Here is a 23,031-nt window from a genome sequence, read left to right on the forward strand (position 1 = left end):
GGGATTTTTTTAAGGACACAGCACCATGACGAAGGTCTATGTACGACTCGTTCCCGTAGCACGACAAGACTCGTTCTTCCGCTGCGGCACCCGCTTCATCAAATTATGGCAGCCGGTTGAGGTGGATGACGCCACCCTCAACCGACTGAAGGCAGAGCAGATGCTGGAGGTCTCGGAAGAGAAACCGACCGACCTGGAGAACGACACGCCCAACGCAGCTGACCCTGCGGGCGGCTCCGGCGCCGGCACCGCTTCCGTGCCTCCAGCGGCTGCACCCACCGGCAGCGTACAAGCTCCGGGCTCGGCTGAACCCTCGCCGCTCGCTGCTGCAACCAAGGGGGCAACAAAGACGGCCGCGAAACCGGCCGCAGCAAAGAAGGTGACCGCCAAACCGGCAACCAAGGCCGCAACCAAGGGCGGCCAGAAAGGTAGCGCGCAATGAGCTTCGCCGCCCGCGCCGACCTGCTCGCGCGCAGCAACGCCCGCCGCCTCGCCCAGTTGGCCGTGCCGGCCGACCTGGACATGGTGCCGGACGAGGCGCTGCGCCAGGCTATCGCGGGGGGCGACCTCTCCGCCTACTCCCAGGAGGAGCAGGACGCCATCGCACTGGCCCTGGATGCCATCGACAAGGCCCTGGCCGATGCGGACGCCTTGGTGCTCACCTACGGCATACCGGAGACCGTCCAAACACCGTTGCTGGCCCGGATCGCATCGACCATCGCCCTGTACAACCTGCAGGGCGCCGAGAACATGACGGAGGACGTCCGCAAGGCTTACGACGACGTCCTGACCATGCTGATCAACCACAGCAAGGGAACGCAGAACCTGATCCCGGCCGATCCGGCACAGCCGGCGCCATCGGGTGACCTGGCGATCATCGACAGCCGGAAGCGCCGCTACGGCATGCGCAGCGTCGGCGGAGATGCCGATGATTAGCCTTGATCCGCTGATCACGCTGCTAACGCCCAAGCCTGCCGGCTTCCCGCATGTCTGGTTTCGGAACGTCGAGGGCGCCGCCGAGTTCGCGCAGATCAAGCCCGAGTCGCTCCCTCTCCCGGCGTGCTGGGTGGTGCGTGCCGGCGAAAGGTCTGTGCATGCTGGTGAGCGGGCCGAAAACATCACGATATCGCTCGACCTGGTCATCGCCATCGAGAACGCCCGCAAGCACAAAGCCCGGGCCGAGGGCGACAACATGCTGCTGGCCTATCGCCAGGTGGTGAAGCAGCGCCTGCTGGGCTGGCAGATCGAGCCGGGAAAGAAGCCCATGAAATTTGCCGGCGGCCGCGTGCTGCAGTACACGGATGGCGACATGTACTGGGCCGACAAGTACGAATTCACCACCCTCATCACCAACTATTTGCCAGACCCGCCCCAGTTCGAGGGCCTCAGTAGAAAAGGAACCGATCTATGAGCACTATCCCCATGTCCTACGTCCCCGAGGCGCTGCGCTACCCGGGCGGCTATATCGAGATCGACGGCAGCCAGGCCGGCCTGGGCGGCGACCTGCCCATCATCCTCCTGGTTGGCCAGAAGCTGCCCACCGGATCAGCCGCGGCTGGTGAAATCGTCCGCCTGTCGGGTGTCGAGGACGCCAAGAAGAAGGCCGGTGACGGCTCGATGCTGCACCAGATGGCCAAGCGCTATCGCAAGATCGATCCGACCTACGACATGTACATCCTGCCGTATGCCGACCTGCCGGCCGGTGCCACCGCCGCAGGCAAGATCACCGTGGACGCGGCCGCCACCGAGGCCGGCGTCCTGGCGCTGTACATCGCGCAGCGCGCCATCGTGGCCCCGGTGGCCGCGAATGCCACGGCGGCCGACCTGGCCACCGCAATTGCCGCTGCCATCACCGCCGCAGGCACCGATATCCCGGTCACCGCTGTGGCGGCGGGCGCCGACGTCACGCTGACCGCGCGCCACAAGGGCACTTGCGGCAACAACATCGACATTCGCCTGAACCTGTACGGCGAAGAAACGCCCGAAGGCATGTCCCTGACCATCGCCGCGATGCATGGCGGTGCCGGCGATCCGGCGCCCGGCGATCTGCCGGCCATCATCGGCAGCGGCCGCTGGTTCCGTTACGTTGCCCTGGGCATCAATGACAACGTGACGATTGCGGCCTGGAAGACCGAATCCGACCGCCGCTATCAGCCGCCCGTGCAAGCAGGCTTCCGGCTTTTCAGCGCTTATCGCGGCGGCTTCGAGGCTGCGGCCTCCTATGGCGAGACCAAGAACGCGGTGCACGTCTGCACGGTCGGCATCGACAACCAGCCCATGACGACCTGGGAAACGGCGGCAGCAGTGTGCGCAGCCGCCGGGCCGCGTCTGCAAAGCCAGCCTGTGGCCTCCCTGGAAGACACGGCGCTACCCGGACTGGTGGGCGTGCCTGGGGAATACTTCGAGTGGACGGACGCCAACAGCCTGCTGTTCAAGGGCATCAGCATGCTGGAGATCGGCAAAGACGGCGGTGTCTACATCAAGCGCCTGATCTCCATGTATCAGTACAAGCCCGATGGCAGCGCCGACGACGCCTTCCTGGATATCAACTCGGCCGAGGTCATGGAGCGCATCCGCTACGCGCAAATCAGCGGCGCCAAGAAGCAATTCACCGGGACGACGGCGGCCAAGACCGATGAGGACTACCGCCCTGGGCTGCGCATCACCACCGAGGACAGCGTGCGCGGTTACCTGCTGTCGCTCTACCAGAACGACCTGATGCGCAACAAGGGATGGGTGCAGGCATATGCCTACTACAAGTCCACGCTGGTGGTGGAGCAAGATCCGGCCAACCCGAGCCGCTTCAACTTCCACGATACCCCGGTGATCAATTCGCCGTATTACATCATCGCGGGCAAGTCGAGCTTCTTGAAGGCCGTTCCGACCTACTGAGCACTGCCTCCGCACAACATCTGAGAGGAAAACAACATGGAAATGACGAACATCCGCACGGTGTCGGTTCCCTCCATCGGCAAGCTGCCGCTGGCGGACAATCCCGGCACCTTCACCCCGAGCGGCGAAAAGCGAAGCCACAAGCCGGGCCGGCTGCCCCAGGATGGTGGCCACACCTCCAGCGCCCAGGCCGCTCGCCTGGAGCTGAACCTAAACGCCGTTGGGATTGACCTGGTTGCGCTGGCGGCCGTCCAGGACGAAGACGTTACCGTCCGCTTGTCGGACGGCTCGGTTCACCTGATGAGCCAGGCGTCTATCGAGTCGCCGCCGCCGCTGGACGGCGAAGGCACCATCAAAATCGCCATCTTCGCCAACACCTCGGAGCGCATTTCGTAATGGGCGCGCCGATGAAGCTCAAGCGGCCCGTGAATGTCGGTGACAAGACCATCACCGAGCTGGCGTTCCGTGGTCACTCGGTGGCACGCGACTACCTGGCATTCGATATTCCCGGCGGCACCGCCCAGCGCCAGGCGCTGATTGCCAGCATGGCCGACCTGGATATCGCAGTCGTCCAGGCGCTCGACGGTCGGGACTATCAGAAGGCCGCGCGCTACTGCGATGAGCTGATCGACGCCGACGACGCCGCTATCAAGGCATATCTGGCGGCGCTGCAGAAGGACGGCGCGCACATCTTGGAGGCGAAGACCAAGCGCCTCAAGGAACCGCTGCAGTTCGGCAAAAAGACGTTCAGCGAGCTGACCTTCCGTGATCACACCATTGCCGGCGACTACCTGGCATTCGACATGCGCGGCGGCACGCTTCAACGCATCACCCTGGTGGCCGGCATCGCAGGCGTCGACGAAGAGATCGTCCTCAAGCTCCACGGCCTCGACTACCAGATCGCCATTGCCCACGTCGACGCAATGATCGAGGCAGACGAGAAAGAAGTGTTCAGCGATCTGCCTGCAGGGGACGCCGTAAAAAAGTAGCGAAGGTGCTGGGCGCCGCTGCAATGGTTGCTCGCGTGCTGAACCAACAGATGCCCGTCATTGAGTCCTGGCGGCTATCAAAGCTGTTTGTGATGGCCGATGTTTCGAAACGCATCGTCAGCCCGAGCCCCTAGCGTCACGCACCCGCTGGAAATGTTTCCAGCCTTAACCGCAGGGAAGGCGGTCTTTATGCTCCAGTCACCATCAGGTACTGGAGCATTTTTTTATGTCGAATTCCTCGGCTGTCGACGTCGAAGTCAGAGTCAAGCTGGTTGACAGCGCGTCGGCGGACATCCGCAACGCCACTCGCCTGGCCGAGCAGAGCGCGGCCAAGGCCGCCACGGCCACCGAGCGCCAGGCCGAGCGCGCAACCGCCGCTGCAGAGCGCAGCGCGGCTCGTCAGCGCACCGCCTACGAGCGTCTCAACTCTGCCCGGGAAACCCTGGGCGTGCGCTCCGAACGCACTATTCAGCGCGAAATCCAAGCTACTGAAGCCGCCTACAACCGCCTGGCGCGTAGCGGCGTGCTCTCCTGGAGGGAGCAGGCCCTGGCCGCTTCCAAGATGCGCGAGAAGGTCACCGAGCTGCGCAATGAAATGGGCCGCTTGACCACAGCACAGAAGCTGCAGGCGGGCATGAAGTTCGGTGCGGCGAGCGTCGCGGGTGTTGCCGGCGCGGCGTATGCCCTGAAGGGGCCGACCTCGGCCGCGATCTCGTTCGACGAGCGCCTGGCCAACATGTCCAACACCGCCTTTGCCGAGCGCGACTTCAAGGGGCGCCGCCAAGGCATGGCGGAGCTGGAAGCGGCAATCAATACCGCAGTGGGCCGAGGTGGTGGCGGCACCCGCGAAGAAGCTGCCGAGGCCTTGGACACGCTGATTGCCTCGGGCGCCTTCGAGGCCGATGACGCCAAGAAGATGCTGCCCCAGCTCATGCGCTTCCAGACGGCCACCGGCGCCAGTGCCAATCAGCTCGCGCAGATCGGCATCCGCGCGATGCAGACCTTCAAGATCAAGCCCGACGAACTCCCGAACGTCCTGAACATGGCGTTGGCCGCTGGCCAGGCTGGCGGCTTCGAGCTGCGAGACATGGCCAAATGGTTGCCGCAGCAGATGGCCGCCGCCACCATGTCGGGCATGTCCGGGCGCTCAGGCTTTGCAAAGCTGGCCGCGTTGAACCAGGCGGCGGTGATCACCGCCGGCACCAAGGACGAGGCCGGTAACAACGTTGTCAACCTGCTTTCCAAAATCAACTCCAGCGACACGGCTAACGACGCCAAGAAGCTGGGCATCAACCTGCCCAAGTATCTCCAAGAGCGCCGCGCCAAGGGCGTGGACTCGGTGGATGCGTTCGGCGAGCTGGTCTCGCAGACCGTGAACAAGCGGGATGACTACAAGTCCCTGCAGAAGCAATTGGCGGCAGCCAAGAACGACGACCAGAAGAAGGAAGCCCTGGAAGGCATGGCCACAATTGCCCAGGGCGCGGGGATTGGCAAGCTGATCCAGGACCGCCAGGCCCTGATGGCGTTGCTGGGCATGATGAACAACTCGGAATACATGAAGAAGGTGCTGGGCACCGTCCGGGAGAACGACGTCAGCATCAACGGGGCCGGGGACAAGAACTATGAGCTGATGGCCAGCACACCGTCGTTCCAGCTTCGCATGGCCCAGCAGCAAAAGGACATTGGGCAGAAGGCAGTGCTGGACGGCCTGACACCGGCCATCGGACGCGCGGCTGAAGCATTCGGCGACCTGGCCAACAAACATCCGCTCCTGGTTGGTTCGATCACGCTGGCCACCGGTGCCCTGGGTGCACTGGCGGGTGCGGCAGGCTTGGCCAGCATCGCTATGGGCGGCAAGGCTGGCCCGGTTGGTGGTGCCATCGGTCGCGCCGCAGGCGCCGCCGCTAGCAGCGGCGTAGGCAGAACCGTGATGCGTGGAGTGGGTGTGGGTGCGGCTGCAGGTATTGGCGCCGCTGCGGGCGATTGGGCGCTTGGGAAGGCGTTCGGCGACGACTCGGCAATCACCAGATACGGCTCCAGCGCCTTGAACGGCGCCGCCCTCGGCGCCACGGTTGGCAGCTTCATTCCGGTCATCGGCACAGGCATCGGCGCCGCAGTCGGCGGCGTTGGCGGCCTGGCCTGGGAAGGTATCAAAGACCTGATGAAGGGTGGCGAGCAGAAGCCCGTCGACGTCAATGCAAATCTCTCCATTGCCCTGGCGCCGGGCCTGGTCGTCCAGCAGCAAGGCATGGAGGTCAATGGGATCGCCAATTTCAAGATGAATACCGGTAATGTGTGGAACGGGGCACCGCGATGAGCTATCGAGAACGCATGGCCACCGCCTCTTTCCGAGGCTTTGATTTTCTGACCGACGACCATAGCGCCACGGGCGGCCGCCGCTTGGCCGTTACCCCTATTCCTGGCGCGGACGAGCCGCACGTCAAAGACCTAGGCGGCAAGGCGGATGAATGGAAGTTGAACGCTTATTTCATCGGCGAGGACTATGACCTGGAGCGGAATGGCTTCCTGGAGAAGCTGAATCAGCCCGGCGCCGACTGGCTGCTGCATCCTTGGCTCGGTAACCTCTGGGTTCGTGCCCAGGGTTGGACGGTCAGCGAGAGCAACGAGCGCGGGGGCATGGCCACGGTCGCCATCGAGTTCGTGCCCGGCGGGAAGCAGCCTTACGTCGTCCAGGTCGACAAGGTTGACGTGGCCATCGACAAGACGGCCAAGCTGTCTGACGCTGCAGTCGACGACTTCGAGCTGGAGCCGATGAGCGCCGATGGCATGACCGCCTTCATCGCCAATGTCAACCAGCAACTGGAGGGGCTGCGCAATCTGATCTCGATGGCCACGCTGCCGCTTACCTGGGCCGGCCAGGTGCTCAACCTCATCCAGGGCGTAAAGAACGATATCAACGAGCTGATGGCCATTCCTGGGCAATATGCCGCCATGCTCCGTAGCCTGACCAACGCCCTGGGCGGCGGCGGCGCCGAGCTAGACGACACCGACCGCCCTCGGGTGGTTACCCGGTTTGCCAGCATTGCCACCACGTCGGCCGTGCCGGCCTTGACCGGCGTGGCAGCGACGGATGGCGCAGTGAGGCGCAACCTGGAGCGGGAAAATACGCTGCGCAGCCAGCTCATGGTGTCGGCCACCGCCCAGGCGGCGATGGCGGACTACCGGGCCGAGAGTGACCGCGATGCGGCGCTGACCTCTGCAGTGTCGGCCCTGGATTCGTTGCTGCCTGGTGCGTCGGATGGCGTCTTTGAGGCTGCTGTGGATGCACGCACGTCCTTGATTGACGCGCTGATGGCCCAAGACCTGAAGCCGGCTGTGGAGCGCAGCGTTGTTCACCCCATGCCCTCGGCGGTGCTTGCTTACCTCCTGGAGGTCGATGAAGAGGTGTTCATCGCCCGCAATGCCGTGCGTCATCCAATGTTCGTCCAGGGAGTGGTCTATGGATGAGCCAATCGCAAGCCTGCGCTTCAACGGCAACCGCTATCCCCTTTGGCAATCGGTCGATATTCAAATGTCCGTCGATGATATCTGCTCGGCGGTGCGCCTGGCCATTGTCGGCCCGGGCCGAGGAAATAGCCTGGGCTTGGGTGTCAACACGGTGGCCGACGTGCTGATCGGGGACGCCCTGGTAACAACGGTGCGCCCGGATTCGCGGCGCCGCAAGGTCAGCGGGGAGCATCACGGTATTTCCATCGAGGCGCGGTCACTGGGGCGTGAGCTGGTCGACTGCCAATACTCGAAGACCTTGTCCGGCCTGACCCTTGCCGAGATCGTGAAGCGACTCTGCGACACGTTCAAGGTGCCGGTAGAGATCGCCGCCAAGACCGAGGCTGTACCCCAGTTCTCCATGCAGTGCGAGCAGCCGTCAAACGCCCTCATCAATGCTGTACGGGCCGCAAACCTGTTGCTGTATCCGCTGCCCTCCGGCGGCCTGATCCTGACCGAACCGACCAATGAGCCGCCTGTCACCACGCTGGAATACGGCGTCAACATCGCCGACTACACCATCGTCGACGAGTACAAGCTGCGGTTCTCTGAATACGTGGTCAAGAGCTTCGACTATGCCGCAGACGCCGCGCGGCGCGGATCGATCAAGGACGAGGGCCTCAACTTCTTCCGGCCCATGCACATAGTCGCCGACCGCTATAGCCACGGCATCGGTGGCTGCGAGCGCCGCGCGCTCCTGGAGCGAAACCGTCGCTTGGCTCGCGCCCACCGTATCGAGCTGGAAGTGCCGGAGTGGCGATACACCGATGCAGCCGGCAACAAAGTGCCCTGGGCGATCAATACCCAGGTTCGCGTCATCATCCCGGGTGAGGAAGATGGCGAGGAAGACATTGACGAAGTGCTGCTGATCGGTGAAGTGAACTTCACTTCCGACACGCGCGGCGGTGCGGGTAGCGGCGAGCGTGCCAAGCTCACCGTGATGCCGCGCAGCGCATTCCTCGGCGAACCCAAGAAGAAGAGCAAGCGAGGTGCTGGTGTGAAGAAGGGGAAAAACTGATGGATGAACAAGGCTGGGGCCGATTGAAGCTGCTCATCGCCCAGGGAACGCTGAACCTTGCCGAGGCCGACACGGTGCAAGTGACCGTCCTGGACGATGAGCCGCTGCCCAACGTCAAGCGCATCGAGCCGTATGGCTTCTCGCACAAGCCGCTGCCAGGTGCGCAGGTATATCTGATGTTCCCCAGTGGCGACCGCGCGCAGGGCCTGGCCCTGATCGTCGGCGACAAGCAGTACCAGATGGAGCTGAAGGACGGGGAAGTGGCCATCCATAACGACAAAGGGGATTTCGTTGCCATCCAGGAGGGCGGCATCGTGAGAGCCAAGGCCCGCGCCAAGGTGATCGCGGAGACGCCGCTTTTCGAGACCACCGGGGATGCCAAGATCGGCGGCAACCTGGAAGTGCTTGGCCAGACCTCATCTGCAGCAGGCTACTACGGCGCTAATGGCGGAGTGGCCGAGATGAAGGGCGGCTCTCATATTGACGGGGAATTTAAAGTCAATGGCGTCGACGTGGGAGACGGCCATACCCACACCAGCACGCCACCCGGCGAACCCACATCCACAGTGAACCGATGAAAACATGCTGAAACTAGTTCGAGTAGAGGGCAATGCCTTCGATCTTGCTTTCGACGACCCTATGCTGGATGACGCAGATGCGGCTGCAGCGACCGTCATCTATAGCGAGCTGTATACCGATGCCGAGGCGCCGGACAATCTGGTTTCCCAGCGGTTCGACCGCCGAGGCTGGTTCTATGATCCTACAGCAGGGGTAATCTTGTGGTGCGTCCGCCGACAACCACTGGATGACAGCGCTAGGCGTCAGACCATCAACGACCTAGCCACGCGTCTAACCTCTCGCGATCCGGCATTCACGGACGTCACGGTACAAGAGGAAGTCCCTACCACTCCCGCTGGAAACATTTCCAGCGTTCTCGTTAAAATCACCGGGTTCCACAATGGACGCAAGTTCATTGTGCGAGCCCCGTTGTGACCAACTACACCCGTCCCGCCTTTCCTTCTCTGCAGACCCGTATCGAGGCAGACCTTGCCTCGATGCCCGGTGTCTTGCGCCGTCCGCTGGCGGTGGCGCTCGCACGTGGCCACCACAGCACCAACGGCTATGTGCAATGGGCTGACCGCCAATCCTCCCCCCTGACCTGCGAGGAAGAGCGCCTCTACGACTGGGCCGCCCTCTACAAGGTGGAGCGCCTCTTGGCACGCGCCGCGGCCGGCGGCACCATCGCCATCGGAGCGGCCGATAAGCAAATCCTCAAGGATGTCCAGGCACGTGGCCCGAATGGGCTGGACTACGCCGTTACCACTGCCACGACAATCGGTACCGGCCCGACGCCCGTGTCGGTACGCTGCCTGACCGCTGGTAGCGCCGGCAACCTCACTGCTGGGCAGACGCTTACCTTTATCGATCCGGTTCCTGGTGTTTCTGCGACATTGACGGTCGACGACGCCGGCATCCAGGGCGGCGAAGAGCAAGAGACCGTCGATAACTGGCGGGTGCGGGTGGCCGATGAATGGCAGACGGTCGTAACGGACGGGGCGCGGGGCGGTAAGCCCAACGACTACCGCTTTTGGGCGCGCAGCGCCCACCCTTCTGTCACGACGGCCCTGGTGCAGCTCCATGTGCTCGGGCTGGGCACTGTGACTGTCCGGCCGATTTGCGATCGCCTGCCCGGGCGCATGCCGACTGATGCTGTGCTGCAGGCGGTCAAGGACTATCTGGCCACGGTCGCGCCTGGCGGCTCAGATTGGCGTGTTGTGTCACCCATCCAGCATTTCGTCGTTGTTCAGCTCGATCTGCCGCCTGTCTCGGACAACGAGGCCAACCGAACAGCTATCGAGGCCGCTATCAGCGCCACCGTGCTCGCAAAGGCCAACGAGGACGCGGTGCTGCAGGTGTCGGAGATCGACGCGGCTATTGCCACCGTCACGTCGCAGTACACGCGTCTTTTACCGATTGAGAGCGTCGTTGCCGGCCCGGGCGAGCTGCTCGTCTCAACGCCAGTGCAGTGGGCGCCATGAAAGTCAAACAGCATACCCAGCGCGAATTTGCCGCAGCCCTGCAGAGCTACTTGCCGCCTGGCTCGGCCTGGAAGTGGCCGGAGGGCGGGTTCGGTGACAAGTTGCTCATGGGAGCGGCCAAGGAATTTGCGCGGACAGAGGTGGCAGTCCAGCAGGTGCTGGACAACGCCGTCGACCGTCATCGGCCAAAGGTCAGTAGCTGGCACATCGAAGAATACCGACGCGTAGCCAGGGAGGCCATTGCGGGACACACAGAGACCTTTCCACGTCGTGCAGCAGCCATCGGTGGCCATATCGGCGACCGCTTATGGAGCCATGCAGCGCCGCAGGAAACCTTTCCGGTTGATCTACTGCGCGTGGAGCACCTAATCGGCCCGGCACGCATCGGTAGCCACATCGGCGACGGGTTGTGGGGGCATCGCAGCCGCTACATCATCCGCGTGCGCTACTACAGCTCGGTGGTTGATCCGAGTGTTCTATGGACAGCACTATCCGCTTTCAAACAAGCCCATGTCTATCTGTGGTTCGAAGATATTACGGGAACAGGAGGTTATTACAATGCATCGAATTGATGGCCCTGGCCATGTCAACAACCGTTGGGTAGCGGAAGATGCTGCCAACAACCGGCCACCTACTGAATTCACGGCAGAATTCAACAATGCGATTCAGGAAGAATCCGCATCCTTCATTGAGTCGATGGGCATCGTTCTCAACAAGGCAGACAACACACAACTGGCTCAGGCAATTCGGCGTGCGCTGATCGGCGCCAACGGTGCGCAATGCCGCCTCCAGGTGTCTGGGGCGAATCTTCTACTTGCGAGGGTGAAGAGTGGTACGGTTTTCATTCCTGGCTATGGCTTGGCAACGGTTCCTGCGGCAGGGGTGACGCTCGCAGCTGCTGGTCTGGTGGCGTCGACGCTGTACTACATCTATGCCTATATGAACGGCAATGCGATGGTGCTGGAGGCGTCCACTACACCGCATGCTACCGATGCGGCTACCGGAATCGAGATCAAGAATGGTGATAGTACCCGCCTGCTTGTTGGCATCGAATATGCCACGTCAGCGACAGCATGGTCTGGTATGGCGCGATCTTGGTACAACGATACGGGCTATGTTGCGATTAGCGGTGTGAGCACATCCAGTACAGGCAGTACCAGCTTTGTTGCGCTGGCGAGTTTAAAAATCAGCTTTCTGGCATTCGCGGGCGAGATGGCCAGGGCCACCTTTGTCGGCCTGGCCAACACGAGCGTGGCAAATTACTCGTCATACACACAGATGGGCTATGACGGCGCTGCCGCAGATGGGCAGCTCAGCACCCAAATCCAGTCCTATACCGCGAATCCGGGCAACACGTTGATTTATCCCATGCCCAAGAAAATGGCTGCTGACGGACTCCACTACGCTCAGTTGTACGGAAAAACGGATAACGGTTCGTCCACCTGGACTGGCGGCATGACCATCGAAATTCAACCGACTGGGAGGTAAGACATGGAAGATGTGACAGCAAACGGTGCTGAGTCCGGTACCAAGCCTATCGGCAAATCCTTTGTGGCCGAATTGGAGGCTGCCGGTCTAATCGGCCTCCCATTTTCCTGGGCCAGCTCGGGCGAATTCGAGTTCCACGAAGACATGACGCGGGAACAGATTGATGCAGTTCTGGCGGTGTACGCAGCACATACCCCAGCGGAAGACTGAGACCTCGGTCATCCATTAAAGACAGAGCAAACAGCCGCACGCGCTAACGTGCGATTGAACGCTCGGCACGCTGCAACGTGACTGCTTTGTGCTCCACCAAGGCCCTGCCCCCCCCCCGCAGGAGGCGGCCGAATGGTATCGCTGAGCAACTTTGCAAGATATTCGCTGTGGCCAATGCCGGAAGAAACTAAGTTCCGGTCAGTTTCAGTTTATGGATAAAGGGGCTTTAAGCCCCGTTCGAAGGCCGGGTAAATCCGGCCATAGTGCAAATTCAATGAAAGGAGTACCAGATGCTATTTTTGACCTTGCTGTTCTCGGTGGGGCGTACAGTCCTAGACTTGAGCTTTTCCTGGATCGTGGCGGCCCTGTTCGTGAATTGGTGGGCTCCGTTGTTTGCTGTGCAAACCACCTACAGCGATAGGGGACTGCTGAAGATGGGCTACAAGCTGCCAGCCTGGCTGGCTTGGTTTGATACCTTCGATGCGGATCTTGACCAGGGCGTGCGTGACGGAGCCATTCGTGGGAAGTCGACCTACTGGAACCGCGTCAAGTGGTTATACCGGAATTGTGGCTATGGCTTCAGCTACTGGGTGCTGGGACTAGAATTCGCTCCGACGAATTGGCGAGTGATACGGACAGACAATACGACCTTCGTCGCGGTGGCCAACGGATATTTCAGCCTACACATTGCCCGCATTGGGATTCAAGTCAAACTTGGCTGGAAAGTATGGGGCTGCTACGACAAGGGCGCGCAACAGTGGAATTCGGTGCCGTGGGGGCCAGTTTGGCGGGTTCCGTTTGTTTTTTCGGTCTCGAGAGCCTGACCCAGGTCGAGTCATCCCAAAATCAAGCCAAAATTGCCTGAAAATACTGTCCGAAAATCAAAGTGCTTTCGTCCGAAAATCAAAGCCGCTTTACTCATTGAGCGGCCAAAGAAAAAGCCGCCAATGCATCGGCATGGCGGCCTGGTCTTTGCTCAGGATCCGGGTCGGGCCAACTCAATCATCATCGTCGTCGTCGACATAGCCGTCCGGCGGCGGCGCCATCGAAGCGCCTGGCGCCTGGCCGACGTTATTGGTCGAGATGCTGTTGCCCCACTCGAAGGCATATTTTTCCGCCTCGAAAAAGTCGTCGGCGGACAAGCCCAGCTCATCGAGCAGTTGCTGCATTTCTTCCTGGTTCTGCTCGCGCTGTTCGGTGCACTCGACCAGCTTCAAGGCGGTTCCGTAAAAGCCGGTGCGGCGCAGCAGCGCTTCGCGGATCTCGGTGCTGACCGTGATCTGGCGCAACACGCTTTCCATGCTCATGCCAAACAGCGCATCCACCAGCGACATGATGCCGACCGTGAACGCCATTTCCGACATCTTGCGACGCCCCGGACGGATCTTCGCGGTCACCAGTTCGAGCATCTTGCCGCGGGTGGCCGCCAGGATCATCAAGGGCGACAGGGTATGCGCCTTGTTCTTGTCGGTATTGGCGAACAACAGGATCTGCAGCCAGCGCTTGAGCTGGCGGCGGCCGAGCACAATCAGCGCCTGTCCCAGCGAATCGATGAACTTCTGGAAACCGTAGACGGGGGTGTTGACCAGGCGCAGCAGCGTCAGGCTCAAGGCGACGTCGCGCTTGATGTAGCGCACGATCTCGCCGTTGTCGACATTGCGCACCAGAAGCGTCAGGAGGTGCATGATCACCACCTTCGAGGCTTCCAGCTTCTTGCCCTGGAGGATCATGGGCTTGGCGAAGTAATAGCCCTGGAAGTAATCGAAACCGAACGTGACGCAGTCATTGAACTGCTGCAGGGTCTCGACCTTCTCCGCCAGCAGCTCCTTGCCCGCGCGCTTGAAGTGCACGGAAAGCTTGAGCAGCTTGCTGGGATCGACTTCCATGACATCGATCTTGATGATCTTGACCAATGGCAGCAGCTCTTCGATTTCTTCCGATTCGGCCACCACGTCATCCAGCGCAAAGACATAGCCGGCCCGGACCAGTTCGCGCACGCGCTCCACCAGCTCCGGCGTGACCTTGACGGTTTCGAGGATCTCCAGCACCACCTTGTCGGTCGGCAGGAAATAAATGAAGTCGCTCATCAGCACCGCCGCATCGACGTTGATGAAGCCTTGCAGGTTGCCGATGACGTTGGACAGGCCCAGCTCCGACGCGTGCGCGATCACCGCCGCGGTCGCGGTGACGTCATCCTTCACGTTGGCGGGGCCGAAAGCGGCACTGCGGAACAGCAGCTCGTAGCCGATCAGATCCTGCTCACGGTTCAGGATAGGCTGGCGGGCCAGGAAAAAATCCAGCGCCTGGTGGGCAGGGCTGGACTGGTCGGATGGCTGGTCGGACATGGTTCTTATTTTAGGTGCCCCAAGCTTGGTAATGATTCTTTATTTTCGGCAATGCCGCACATTGTATGTCGGTTCGGCATCGCTTCGGCCGCCTGAGATAACGTCACCGGAAGAAAGTCACAAAAAATCACAAAACAGGCAGCGCGCCAGCATATCACGCCTCCCCCGCTTCCAAGACAAAGCCGGCGCTATCGTCGGTGCCCAGCACATCGGCCAGGTAAGGCATGACTTCTCTCAGCATCGGCTCAAGCGTCCATGGCGGATTGAGGATGAACATCCCGCTGTTGTGCAGGCCGAAACCGTCGGGCGCCGGGCCATGGATGGCCAGCGTCACGTTCAGCCAGCTCTTGGCGCCCAGGCGCTTGAGCCGCTCCGGCAACTGGCGCGACTCATTGCGCTGCAAAACCGGATACCAGACGGCATACATGCCGGTCGGAAAACGGATCAGCGCATCGGCCAGCACCTGCGCTACGTGCGTGTAGTCGCGCTTGTCTTCATAGGGGGGATCGATCAGCACCAGGCCCCGGCGCGAAGGCGGCGGCAACAGCGCCTTGAGTCCGGCGAAACCATCGGCGCGATACACCATCACGCGCTTGCCGCGCGCGGAGGGACGCTGGCCTTGCGCCAGCGCGTGGGCTTCCAGCTTGCGGAAATTATCTTCGAGTATCTTGACTTCGGAGGGATGCAATTCGAACAGGCGCAATCGATCCTGTTCGCGCATGACCTTCTCGGCGCAATAAGGCGAGCCCGGGTAGTAGCGCATCTTGCCGCTGGGATTGAGCGAGCGCACCAGATCGACATATTCCTGAACGGCCGGCGGCAGATCCTTGCGGCCCCACAATTGGGAGATGCCGGTCTCGTATTCGGCGTTCTTGCTGGCATAGTCGCTATCGAGGGCGTATACGCCGGCGCCGGCATGCGTGTCGATGACCATGTAGGCAGCATCTTTCTGCCCAAGGTAGCGCATCAGTTGAATCACCACCATGTGCTTCAAGACGTCGGCGTGGTTGCCGGCATGAAAAGCGTGGCGATAACTCAGCATGGGGAATTGTGCTCTTTATAAAAAGGTGGAAATCGTACGAGTTGGTAAATGATTATCGTGCGACAGAAGAAACGTTTGGCATTCTAGCAAGGATACGATGCCAGTAAACCGCACAGACGGTAATTGTTACAAAGAAACAGCGCTTCACGACAGCATTCCGGCCGTCTTTTCCCCCATGCCGGCGTCACGCCCGGATAGGCAGCACTAAGGCATGCGCGACTGCATCGCCCGGTTAACTAACAGGTTTTAATGCTTAACATAAATTTACGCAACTCAATTAATTGCCCGAGCGATCAAGCCGGAAATAAGCGTCAAGCAGGGATGTCTTGTAGACAACCCCCAATAACCTGGGATCGTCGGCATTGGCGATCACCGGCAAGCGCTCCCCCTGGTGGTTGAGGAACAGCTGCAGCGCCTCGCCCAGCGACATGTCGGGCGTTACTTCATGCAGGAAATGGCGACGCAGGAAATCCCTGGCCTTGCGATCGGTATCGTCTTTCTTGTCCAGCAGCCAGGAGGTGAGGTCCTGCAGCGCCACCACGCCCTGATAACGCCCGTCGTCATCGACGATGTAGATATATTTGACCGGGTATTTCAGGAACACCGCGCTCATGTCTTCCATGCCGGCGTCTTCCTTGAGCACCGTTTCGGCGGGACGGATCAGTTCGCTCATGTGGGTGCCGCGCAGCCGCAGGCGCTCTTCGGCGTCGCGATGGCGCTTGAGCGTGATGTCATACATCGAGCGGCCATCCAGGCCGCGGGCGACGACATAGGCCACCACGCAAGACAGCATCAGCGGCAAGACCACCTGGTAGCTCAGGGTCATCTCGAAAATCATCAGGATCGCCATCAACGGCGCATTCGACGCCGCCGCCAGGAACGCCCCCATCCCCACCATCGCATAGGCGAAAGGCTGCGACATATGAAACGGCATCAGCGCCTGCGCCGCGCCGCCGAACAGGAAACCGACCGCCGCCCCGACGAACAGCACCGGCGTGAAGATGCCGCCCACCGCCCCCGACCCGACCGTGATCGTGGTCGCCAATATCTTCATCAGCAATACCATCAGCACCGCCTGCCACACCCAGTCGGTATGCAGCAGCGAATTGACCAGGCTATAGCCGTTGCCCCAGACTTCGGGCACCTGCACCGAAATCAGGCCCACCAGCAAACCGCCCACGCCCAGGCGCACCGGCAACGGCAGGCGCAGCTTGCCGAAGGCCGTCTTGCCCAACTCCAATGTGCGCAAGAATTGCGGCGCCAGCAAGCCTGCCAGCACACCCAGCATCACGAACAACAGGATTTCCCAACCCGCCACCTCCGGGAAGAAAGGCATTTCATAGGCCGGCTTGTAGCCCGGCAGCTCGCGCATGGTGATGTTGGCCACCACCGAAGCCACCACCACCGGGCCGAAGCTCTCCATCACCAGGGAGCCGAGCACGATCTCGGTAATGAAGAATGCCCCCGCAATCGGCGCATTATAGGCCGAGGTAATGCCGGCAGCGGCGCCGCAAGCCACCAGCAAGCGCAGCCGCGACGCGGGGAAATGCGAAAACTTGCCCACCAGCGAAGCGCATAGCGCCGCCAGTTGCACCATCGGGCCTTCGCGGCCGATGGAGCCGCCCGACGCGATGGTCGCCAGCGACGACATGCTACGCAACAGGGTATGCCGCACGGGAATGGCGCCATCGCCGATGGCCACCGCCTCCATGTAGTCGCCGCCGCCGCCGGCCGGCACGCGCTTGGCCCACACCAGGAACAAGCCGGCCACGATGCCGCCGGCGGCCGGCAGCAACATGCGCATGTACCAGGGCAGCCCCTTGGCGATTTCGACGAAACTGCCGCTATGGCCGGTGAGCAGCAATTGCAGCAACGCGATGCTTTCGCGAAAGGCGACAGTTGCCAGCGCGCCGACGAAACCGGCCAGGGCGCCCCACAGCAGCATCGAATGGTTTTCGGAGACGCGGCAGGCATTGAGCACCCGCAGGCGGTATTTGAGCCAGATTTCTCGCATCGTCCGCGCCTATTTGTTGTCGGCCATGAGCGAATGCAGGTAGCCGAGGTCGGCGGCAATGCTGGCATCGGCCTTCTTCTGCATGCGCTGGTAACGCGCCAACACCTCGCGCCCCAGCCCGGTCACCGCCGCTCCGCCCCCGCGCGCGCCGCCGGTGGCGGTCGCCACCAGCGGGCTGGAGAAACAGCGGTTCATTTCCTCGACCAGCAGCCAGGCGCGCCGGTACGACATTTCCATCTCGCGCGCGGCGCCGGAGATCGACCCGGTACGCTCGATGGCCTGCAAGAGATCGGCCTTCCCCGGGCCGAAGGCGATGGTGTCGCCCTGCATCACGCGCAATCTGATGGTCTTGGAATAAGTCATGCGCGTGATTGTACAAGGGCCTTCCTGCACGTCCAACACCTCAGTGCCGCAATGGCAACGCTGATGCTGCCGGCGCGCTGGCAGCTGTCCGTCGCAGTCCACGAGGAAACAGCAAACAGGTTCCAGGGGCAGCACAGTTTTGCCTGCGGTTGACTCTCGTTATATCCTTGCGTATATTCCGATAGATTCGACAAGCGCGCGTCGGCCATCGGTCCGCGCGCTTTTGCTTGTCTGCTGCCGGCCTGCGGTCTGATCTGCGGCCTGATGCACGCGAGCGCATGCCGGCCATTTCAACAACACCAGAACAAAGAGGATCACAGATGCTGAAGCACACCCGCCTGAAAGCCGCCTTTGGCGCAGCCTTGGCCGCCGCCCTGATGTTTTGCGCAAGCGCCGCCCACGCTACCGACCTGGTGGTGTCGGCCGCGGCCAGCCTGACCAATGCCTTCAAGGAGCTGGCGCAGTCGTTCGAGCAGCAGAACCCCGGCGTGAAGGTGATCACCAACTTCGGCGCCTCCGACATCCTGATGCAGCAGATCGTGCGCGGCGCCCCGGCCGACGTATTTGCCTCGGCCGACCAGACCGCGATGGACAAGGCGATCGCCGAAAAAGCCGTCAATCCGGCGACCCGCAAGAACTTCGCCGCCAACCAGATCGTGCTGATCGTCCCGCATGACAGCAAGCTGCAGCCGGCCGCGCTGGCCGACCTGAACCAGCCCGCCTACCAGCGCATCGCCCTGGGCAACCCGGCTTCCGTGCCGTTCGGCCGCTACACCAAGACCGCTCTGGAAAGTGCCGGCCTGTGGCAGCAGGTCCAGGCCAAGGCCGTGATGGCCGAGAACGTGCGCACCAGCCTGGACTACGTGGCGCGCGGCGAAGTTGACGCCGGCTTCGTGTTCGCCACCGATGCCGCCGTGATGCCGGACAAGGTCAAGGTCGCCATCCGCATTCCGTCGGATGCGCCGGCCACCTATCCGATCGCCGCCACCGCCGGCAGCCAGCAGAAGGAACTGGCCGACAAATTCATCAGCTACGTACTCTCGCCCACCGGCCAGACCGTGCTGGCGCGTTACGGCTTCCTCAAGCCCTGATCTCCCCCTGCGAAATAAAGCCACGCCATGCATCCCGTCTGGACACCGCTGCTGCTCTCGCTCAAGGTCGCCGGCCTGGCGACCTTGCTCAACATGGTGCTGGGCGTGGCGGCAGCTTACGGTTTGTCGCGCTGGCGCTCGCCGCTGCGCGACTTCATCGACTCCATCCTGACCTTGCCGCTGGTGCTGCCGCCGACCGTGCTGGGCTATTACCTGCTGGTGCTGTTCGGCCGCCGCGGCACCTTCGGCGCCTGGCTTGAGAGCATCGGCATCCAACTGGTATTCACCTGGCAAGGCGCGGTGGTGGCCTCCACCATCGTCGCCTTCCCGCTGGTGATGAAGGCCGCGCGCGCCGCGTTCGAAAACGTCGACCACCAGCTCGAAAACGCCGCCCGCGTGCTGGGCGTGTCGGAAGCCGGCGTATTCTTCCGCGTCAGCCTACCGCTGGCGACCAAGGGCATTGCCGCCGGTGTGCTGCTGGCCTTCGCCCGCGCATTGGGCGAATTCGGCGCCACGCTGATGGTGGCCGGCAACCTGCCCGGCCGCACCCAGACCTTGTCGGTGGCCATCTATGAAGCGGTACAGGCCGGCGACGACGGCGCCGCCACCATGCTGGTGGTGATCACCTCCATCACCTGCGTGGTCATCCTGATGCTGGCCGGACGGCTGGTGCCGGATCGTACCCAGCTTACTTTGCGCTGATTTTGCGCTGATTGCAGACCACCCCGCCGTGAGCCCCACTTTGCCAACCCATCCCGAGCTGCCGTGAGCGTCGAACTCCAGATCCAGAAGAAACTGCGCGCCGGCGACCGCGTGTTCGACCTCGACATCGCCTTCGCCTCCGACAGCGAGCGCATCGTGCTGTACGGCCCGTCCGGCTCGGGCAAAAGCCTGACCCTGAAAGCCGTGGCCGGCCTCATGACGCCCGACGCCGGCCACATCCGGCTGGACGGCCGCACGCTGTTCGATGCGCAGCAGCAAATCAACGTGCGCGTGCAGGAGCGCAACGTCGCTTACCTGTTCCAGGATTACGCGCTGTTTCCGCACCTGACGGTGGCGCAGAACATCGCCTTCGGCCTGGCGCGCGGCTGCTTCAACCTGCGCCGGCCCGCTTCGCATCCCGCGGTACAACAATGGATCACGGCATTTGAGCTACAGGCAATCGCCGGCAGCCATCCGGCGCAGATTTCCGGCGGCCAGCGGCAACGCGTGGCGCTGGCGCGCGCGCTGGTGTCCGAACCCGACATCCTGCTGCTGGATGAACCCTTCTCCGCGTTGGACCTGTCGCTGCGCGAGCGCATGCGGCGCGAACTGGCCGAGCTGCAACAGCGCCTGGGCGTGCATATGCTGCTGATCACGCATGACCCGGCCGATGTCGACGCCCTGGGCGACGAAGTGTTCGAAATACGCGACGGGCGCATCTGCGCACAGCGCTCACTCTGATGCCACCACGAAAAAAAACCGCACCCTTTTGAGGTGCGGTTCCAGGATGGGGGGATACCCCGACCGGCTTGCGCTGGAGCCCAGCCGGTTTCACACAACACACAAGCAACTCAAGCCTGTCCGGCCATCAGGCGGCCTTCTTTTCCGTCTGGTCTTCAAAGAACTGCTCGTCCTCGGTCGAACCATGCAACGCGGTGGTCGACGACTGGCCTTGCTGGATCGCCTGGGTCACGGCGTCGAAGTAGCCGGTGCCGACTTCGCGCTGGTGCTTGACCGCGGTGAAGCCCTTGGCGGCGGCGGCGAATTCGGCTTCCTGCAATTCCACGAAGGCCGACATCTGGTTGCGGGCATAGCCATGCGCCAGGTTGAACATCGAGTAGTTCAGCGCATGGAAACCGGCCAGCGTGATGAACTGGAACTTGTAGCCCATCGCGCCCAGTTCGCGCTGGAACTTGGCGATGGTGGCATCGTCCAGGTTCTTCTTCCAGTTGAACGACGGCGAGCAGTTGTAGGCCAGCAGCTTGCCCGGGAACTTGGCGTGGATGGCTTCGGCGAAAGTCTTGGCGAACGCCAGGTCGGGCTTGCCGGTTTCACACCAGACCATGTCGGCGTACTCCGCATAGGCCAGGCCGCGCGAGATGGCCTGGTCGATGCCGGGATGGGTCTTGAAGAAACCTTCGACGGTACGCTCGCCCGACAGGAAGGCCTTGTCGTTGGCATCCACGTCGGAGGTCAGCAGGTCGGCCGCTTCGGCGTCGGTACGGGCGATCACCAGGGTTCGGGTGCCCATGACATCGGCCGCCAGGCGTGCGGCGTTGAGCTTCTCGACCGCTTCGCGGGTCGGCACCAGCACCTTGCCGCCCATGTGGCCGCACTTCTTCACCGATGCCAGTTGATCTTCGAAGTGCACCCCGGCGGCGCCCGCTTCGATCATCGACTTCATCAGTTCAAAGGCATTGAGCACGCCGCCGAAACCGGCTTCGGCGTCAGCCACGATGGGCGCGAAGAAATCGATGTCATCCTTGCCTTCGGACCACTGGATCTGGTCGGCGCGGGCGAAGGTATTGTTGATGCGCTTGACCACCATCGGCACCGAATTGGCCGGATACAGCGACTGGTCGGGATACATTTCGCCGGCCAGGTTGGCATCGCCCGCCACTTGCCAGCCGGACAGGTAGATCGCCTTCAGGCCGGCCTTGACCTGCTGCATGGCCTGGTTGCCGGTCAGGGCGCCCAGCGCGTTGACGAAGGGTTCGTTGTTGACCAGGTGCCACAGCTTGTCGGCGCCGCGCTTGGCCAACGAATGCTCGATCTGCACCGAGCCGCGCAGGCGAACCACGTCCTCGGCCGTGTAGTTGCGCTTGATGCCCTTCCAGCGGGGATTTTCTGCCCAATCCTTTTCCAGTGCCTGGATTTGCTGTTCACGTGTGCTCATGGTGATCTCCTTTTTCGTCAATGTTGAGGTGTTTGAAAACCGGATGAAATCGCTGATTCCATGACTTCATGGTAGTCCTGCCATGTGCGGAGCAACAATGTCTTGTATAAGATATAGGTAATATTTTTATCTGATTAAAATCAAATACTTATTTTTATTTTTTTGCGATACGGAATGAAATTTCTGGAAATGAAAAATGATTTTGATGCTCTGCACCCGCACTTTTCACCATGCGAAATGAAAAATTCTCATCGTGAAAAATGGCGGCCGCTCGCCAACCTTGCCGTTGCGGCAGCATCAATCCGCCCAAAATTAAGACGATCGTTCGAAAATTTTTGACGTTCCCACCCACCTCTTGCATAATAAAAGTCACTTGCCCAGACAAGACTTTCCATTCACATCGAGGGCGCCGGCCCGGAGGAAACATGACGACAAAAGAAGAGACGCTCGCGCTGTGGCGCAAACAAGAAGAAGCCGTGCGCGCCAAGCTGGCGCCGCCCGGCGTGGCCACCATGGCCGACCTCAAGGCCGGCAGCGGCATGGATTTCCTGCAGAAGATCTGGGACGGCTTGCTGCCGTCAGTGCCCATCGGCCAGACCATGGACTTCATCCCGGTGGAAGGCGAACCGGGCCGCATCGTATTCCAGGGCACGCCCGACAAACGTCATTACAACCCGCTGGGCAGCGTGCATGGCGGCTACTTCTGCACCCTGCTGGATTCGGCCGTCGGCTGCGCGGTGCATTCGGTGCTGCCGCAAGGCATGGGCTACACCACGCTCGAACTGAAAGTGAACCTGGTGCGGGCGCTGACCGAGAAGACCGGCCCGGTGCGCGCCGAAGGCCGCGTGATACAAGTCGGCAAGCAGGTCGGCCTCGCCGAGGGGCGCATCATCGATGCCGAAGGCCGCCTGTATGCCCATGCGACCACGACCTGCCTGGTCTTTCCCCTTCCCTGAGGCGCCGGAAGTGAAAAAACTTCACGCAATATCCCCGCTCGATATGCCCGCGTGCTGAAACCATCGGGGCCATTGCCGCCGCGCCTGCGCGCCGGAACGCGGCGACCGGCCCGGCGGCCTTTCGTTCCGCCAATTTCTTTTTGCGGCAACCTCACGGCTCGGTTGTTTAATCGACCAAGAAGGCACAGAATGAACGCCT

26 protein-coding genes are annotated in these 23,031 nt (G+C 61.9%); 20 read left to right on the forward strand and 6 right to left on the reverse strand.

Features of this window, described 5'->3' with window-relative positions; genetic code table 11:
• Positions 1–25 precede the first annotated feature (25 nt).
• The 16 genes from AC07N6_RS09105 to AC07N6_RS09180 all read left to right on the forward strand — a co-directional run bounded on the left by AC07N6_RS09105 (position 26) and on the right by AC07N6_RS09180 (position 12,967).
• On the forward strand, positions 26–442 hold the full coding sequence (locus AC07N6_RS09105) for a hypothetical protein (RefSeq protein WP_494779986.1): 417 nt from the start codon (positions 26–28) through the stop codon (positions 440–442).
• Positions 439–936 (forward strand): phage protein Gp36 family protein, encoded by a 498-nt coding sequence (locus tag AC07N6_RS09110; RefSeq protein WP_494779987.1) that lies wholly within the window; start codon positions 439–441, stop codon positions 934–936. The genes AC07N6_RS09105 and AC07N6_RS09110 overlap by 4 nt, the downstream gene beginning before the upstream one ends.
• Positions 929–1,411, forward strand: coding sequence for a phage tail terminator protein (locus tag AC07N6_RS09115; protein ID WP_494779988.1), 483 nt, complete (start codon positions 929–931; stop codon positions 1,409–1,411). The genes AC07N6_RS09110 and AC07N6_RS09115 overlap by 8 nt, the downstream gene beginning before the upstream one ends.
• The gene (locus tag AC07N6_RS09120) at positions 1,408–2,892 is read left to right on the forward strand and encodes a phage tail protein (protein WP_494779989.1); all 1,485 of its coding nucleotides are present in this window, start codon (positions 1,408–1,410) and stop codon (positions 2,890–2,892) included. The genes AC07N6_RS09115 and AC07N6_RS09120 overlap by 4 nt, the downstream gene beginning before the upstream one ends.
• Positions 2,893–2,928: 36 nt before the next feature.
• On the forward strand, positions 2,929–3,288 hold the full coding sequence (locus tag AC07N6_RS09125) for a phage tail tube protein (protein WP_494779990.1): 360 nt from the start codon (positions 2,929–2,931) through the stop codon (positions 3,286–3,288).
• Complete coding sequence (locus tag AC07N6_RS09130) at positions 3,288–3,881, forward strand: phage tail assembly protein (RefSeq protein WP_494779991.1); 594 nt, start codon at positions 3,288–3,290, stop codon at positions 3,879–3,881. Before AC07N6_RS09125 ends, AC07N6_RS09130 begins: the two co-directional genes overlap by 1 nt.
• A gap of 226 nt (positions 3,882–4,107) precedes the next feature.
• Positions 4,108–6,198, forward strand: coding sequence for a phage tail tape measure protein (locus AC07N6_RS09135; RefSeq protein ID WP_494779992.1), 2,091 nt, complete (start codon positions 4,108–4,110; stop codon positions 6,196–6,198).
• Positions 6,199–6,212: 14 nt separating this feature from the next.
• Positions 6,213–7,349: a DNA circularization N-terminal domain-containing protein gene (locus AC07N6_RS09140; protein ID WP_494779993.1), complete on the forward strand. Its 1,137-nt coding sequence runs from the start codon at positions 6,213–6,215 to the stop codon at positions 7,347–7,349.
• Complete coding sequence (locus AC07N6_RS09145; protein ID WP_494779994.1) at positions 7,342–8,406, forward strand: phage baseplate assembly protein; 1,065 nt, start codon at positions 7,342–7,344, stop codon at positions 8,404–8,406. The genes AC07N6_RS09140 and AC07N6_RS09145 overlap by 8 nt, the downstream gene beginning before the upstream one ends.
• On the forward strand, positions 8,406–8,984 hold the full coding sequence (locus AC07N6_RS09150) for a phage baseplate assembly protein V (protein ID WP_494779995.1): 579 nt from the start codon (positions 8,406–8,408) through the stop codon (positions 8,982–8,984). Before AC07N6_RS09145 ends, AC07N6_RS09150 begins: the two co-directional genes overlap by 1 nt.
• A 4-nt stretch (positions 8,985–8,988) precedes the next feature.
• Positions 8,989–9,399 (forward strand): phage GP46 family protein, encoded by a 411-nt coding sequence (locus AC07N6_RS09155; protein ID WP_494779996.1) that lies wholly within the window; start codon positions 8,989–8,991, stop codon positions 9,397–9,399.
• Positions 9,396–10,445, forward strand: coding sequence for a baseplate J/gp47 family protein (locus tag AC07N6_RS09160; RefSeq protein WP_494779997.1), 1,050 nt, complete (start codon positions 9,396–9,398; stop codon positions 10,443–10,445). The genes AC07N6_RS09155 and AC07N6_RS09160 overlap by 4 nt, the downstream gene beginning before the upstream one ends.
• A complete protein-coding gene (locus AC07N6_RS09165) occupies positions 10,442–11,017 on the forward strand; it encodes a hypothetical protein (protein WP_494779998.1) in 576 nt (191 codons plus the stop codon). Before AC07N6_RS09160 ends, AC07N6_RS09165 begins: the two co-directional genes overlap by 4 nt.
• Positions 11,004–11,933 (forward strand): hypothetical protein, encoded by a 930-nt coding sequence (locus AC07N6_RS09170; protein WP_494779999.1) that lies wholly within the window; start codon positions 11,004–11,006, stop codon positions 11,931–11,933. Before AC07N6_RS09165 ends, AC07N6_RS09170 begins: the two co-directional genes overlap by 14 nt.
• A gap of 3 nt (positions 11,934–11,936) precedes the next feature.
• Positions 11,937–12,143 (forward strand): hypothetical protein, encoded by a 207-nt coding sequence (locus tag AC07N6_RS09175; RefSeq protein WP_494780000.1) that lies wholly within the window; start codon positions 11,937–11,939, stop codon positions 12,141–12,143.
• Between the two features lie 290 nt (positions 12,144–12,433).
• Positions 12,434–12,967 carry a DUF7338 family protein gene (locus AC07N6_RS09180; RefSeq protein WP_494780001.1) on the forward strand — a complete coding sequence of 178 codons (534 nt, stop codon included), beginning with the start codon at positions 12,434–12,436 and terminating at the stop codon, positions 12,965–12,967.
• Between the two features lie 174 nt (positions 12,968–13,141).
• On the opposite strand, the gene AC07N6_RS09185 is transcribed toward AC07N6_RS09180, so the two are convergent.
• The 4 genes from AC07N6_RS09185 to AC07N6_RS09200 all read right to left on the reverse strand — a co-directional run bounded on the left by AC07N6_RS09185 (position 13,142) and on the right by AC07N6_RS09200 (position 17,907).
• Positions 13,142–14,488: an EAL and HDOD domain-containing protein gene (locus tag AC07N6_RS09185; RefSeq protein ID WP_494780002.1), complete on the reverse strand. Its 1,347-nt coding sequence runs from the start codon at positions 14,486–14,488 to the stop codon at positions 13,142–13,144.
• Between the two features lie 154 nt (positions 14,489–14,642).
• Positions 14,643–15,530 (reverse strand): 23S rRNA (adenine(2030)-N(6))-methyltransferase RlmJ, encoded by an 888-nt coding sequence (locus AC07N6_RS09190; RefSeq protein WP_494780003.1) that lies wholly within the window; start codon positions 15,528–15,530, stop codon positions 14,643–14,645.
• 277 nt (positions 15,531–15,807) lie between these two features.
• The gene (locus AC07N6_RS09195; protein WP_494780004.1) at positions 15,808–17,544 is read right to left on the reverse strand and encodes a ClcB-like voltage-gated chloride channel protein; all 1,737 of its coding nucleotides are present in this window, start codon (positions 17,542–17,544) and stop codon (positions 15,808–15,810) included.
• A gap of 9 nt (positions 17,545–17,553) precedes the next feature.
• Positions 17,554–17,907 carry a winged helix-turn-helix domain-containing protein gene (locus AC07N6_RS09200; protein WP_494780005.1) on the reverse strand — a complete coding sequence of 118 codons (354 nt, stop codon included), beginning with the start codon at positions 17,905–17,907 and terminating at the stop codon, positions 17,554–17,556.
• A gap of 320 nt (positions 17,908–18,227) precedes the next feature.
• On the opposite strand from AC07N6_RS09200, the gene modA reads away from it, so the two are divergent.
• From modA to AC07N6_RS09215, 3 genes are all read left to right on the forward strand, one after another.
• Positions 18,228–18,998, forward strand: a complete 771-nt coding sequence (gene modA, locus AC07N6_RS09205) for a molybdate ABC transporter substrate-binding protein (RefSeq protein ID WP_494780006.1) — start codon at positions 18,228–18,230, stop codon at positions 18,996–18,998.
• Between the two features lie 27 nt (positions 18,999–19,025).
• A complete protein-coding gene (gene modB / locus AC07N6_RS09210; RefSeq protein ID WP_494780007.1) occupies positions 19,026–19,700 on the forward strand; it encodes a molybdate ABC transporter permease subunit in 675 nt (224 codons plus the stop codon).
• A 63-nt stretch (positions 19,701–19,763) separates the two neighbouring features.
• The gene (locus tag AC07N6_RS09215) at positions 19,764–20,441 is read left to right on the forward strand and encodes a sulfate/molybdate ABC transporter ATP-binding protein (RefSeq protein WP_494780008.1); all 678 of its coding nucleotides are present in this window, start codon (positions 19,764–19,766) and stop codon (positions 20,439–20,441) included.
• Positions 20,442–20,568: 127 nt separating this feature from the next.
• On the opposite strand, the gene aceA is transcribed toward AC07N6_RS09215, so the two are convergent.
• Positions 20,569–21,876, reverse strand: coding sequence for an isocitrate lyase (gene aceA, locus AC07N6_RS09220; RefSeq protein WP_494780009.1), 1,308 nt, complete (start codon positions 21,874–21,876; stop codon positions 20,569–20,571).
• A 154-nt stretch (positions 21,877–22,030) separates the two neighbouring features.
• Positions 22,031–22,261: a hypothetical protein gene (locus AC07N6_RS09225; protein WP_494780010.1), complete on the reverse strand. Its 231-nt coding sequence runs from the start codon at positions 22,259–22,261 to the stop codon at positions 22,031–22,033.
• Positions 22,262–22,301: 40 nt separating this feature from the next.
• Here AC07N6_RS09225 and AC07N6_RS09230 point away from each other — a divergent pair, with 40 nt between their 5' ends.
• Complete coding sequence (locus tag AC07N6_RS09230; protein ID WP_494780011.1) at positions 22,302–22,832, forward strand: PaaI family thioesterase; 531 nt, start codon at positions 22,302–22,304, stop codon at positions 22,830–22,832.
• Positions 22,833–23,031 lie beyond the last annotated feature (199 nt).

It is taken from the genome of Herbaspirillum sp. GW821-FHT09A12, assembly GCF_059418325.1.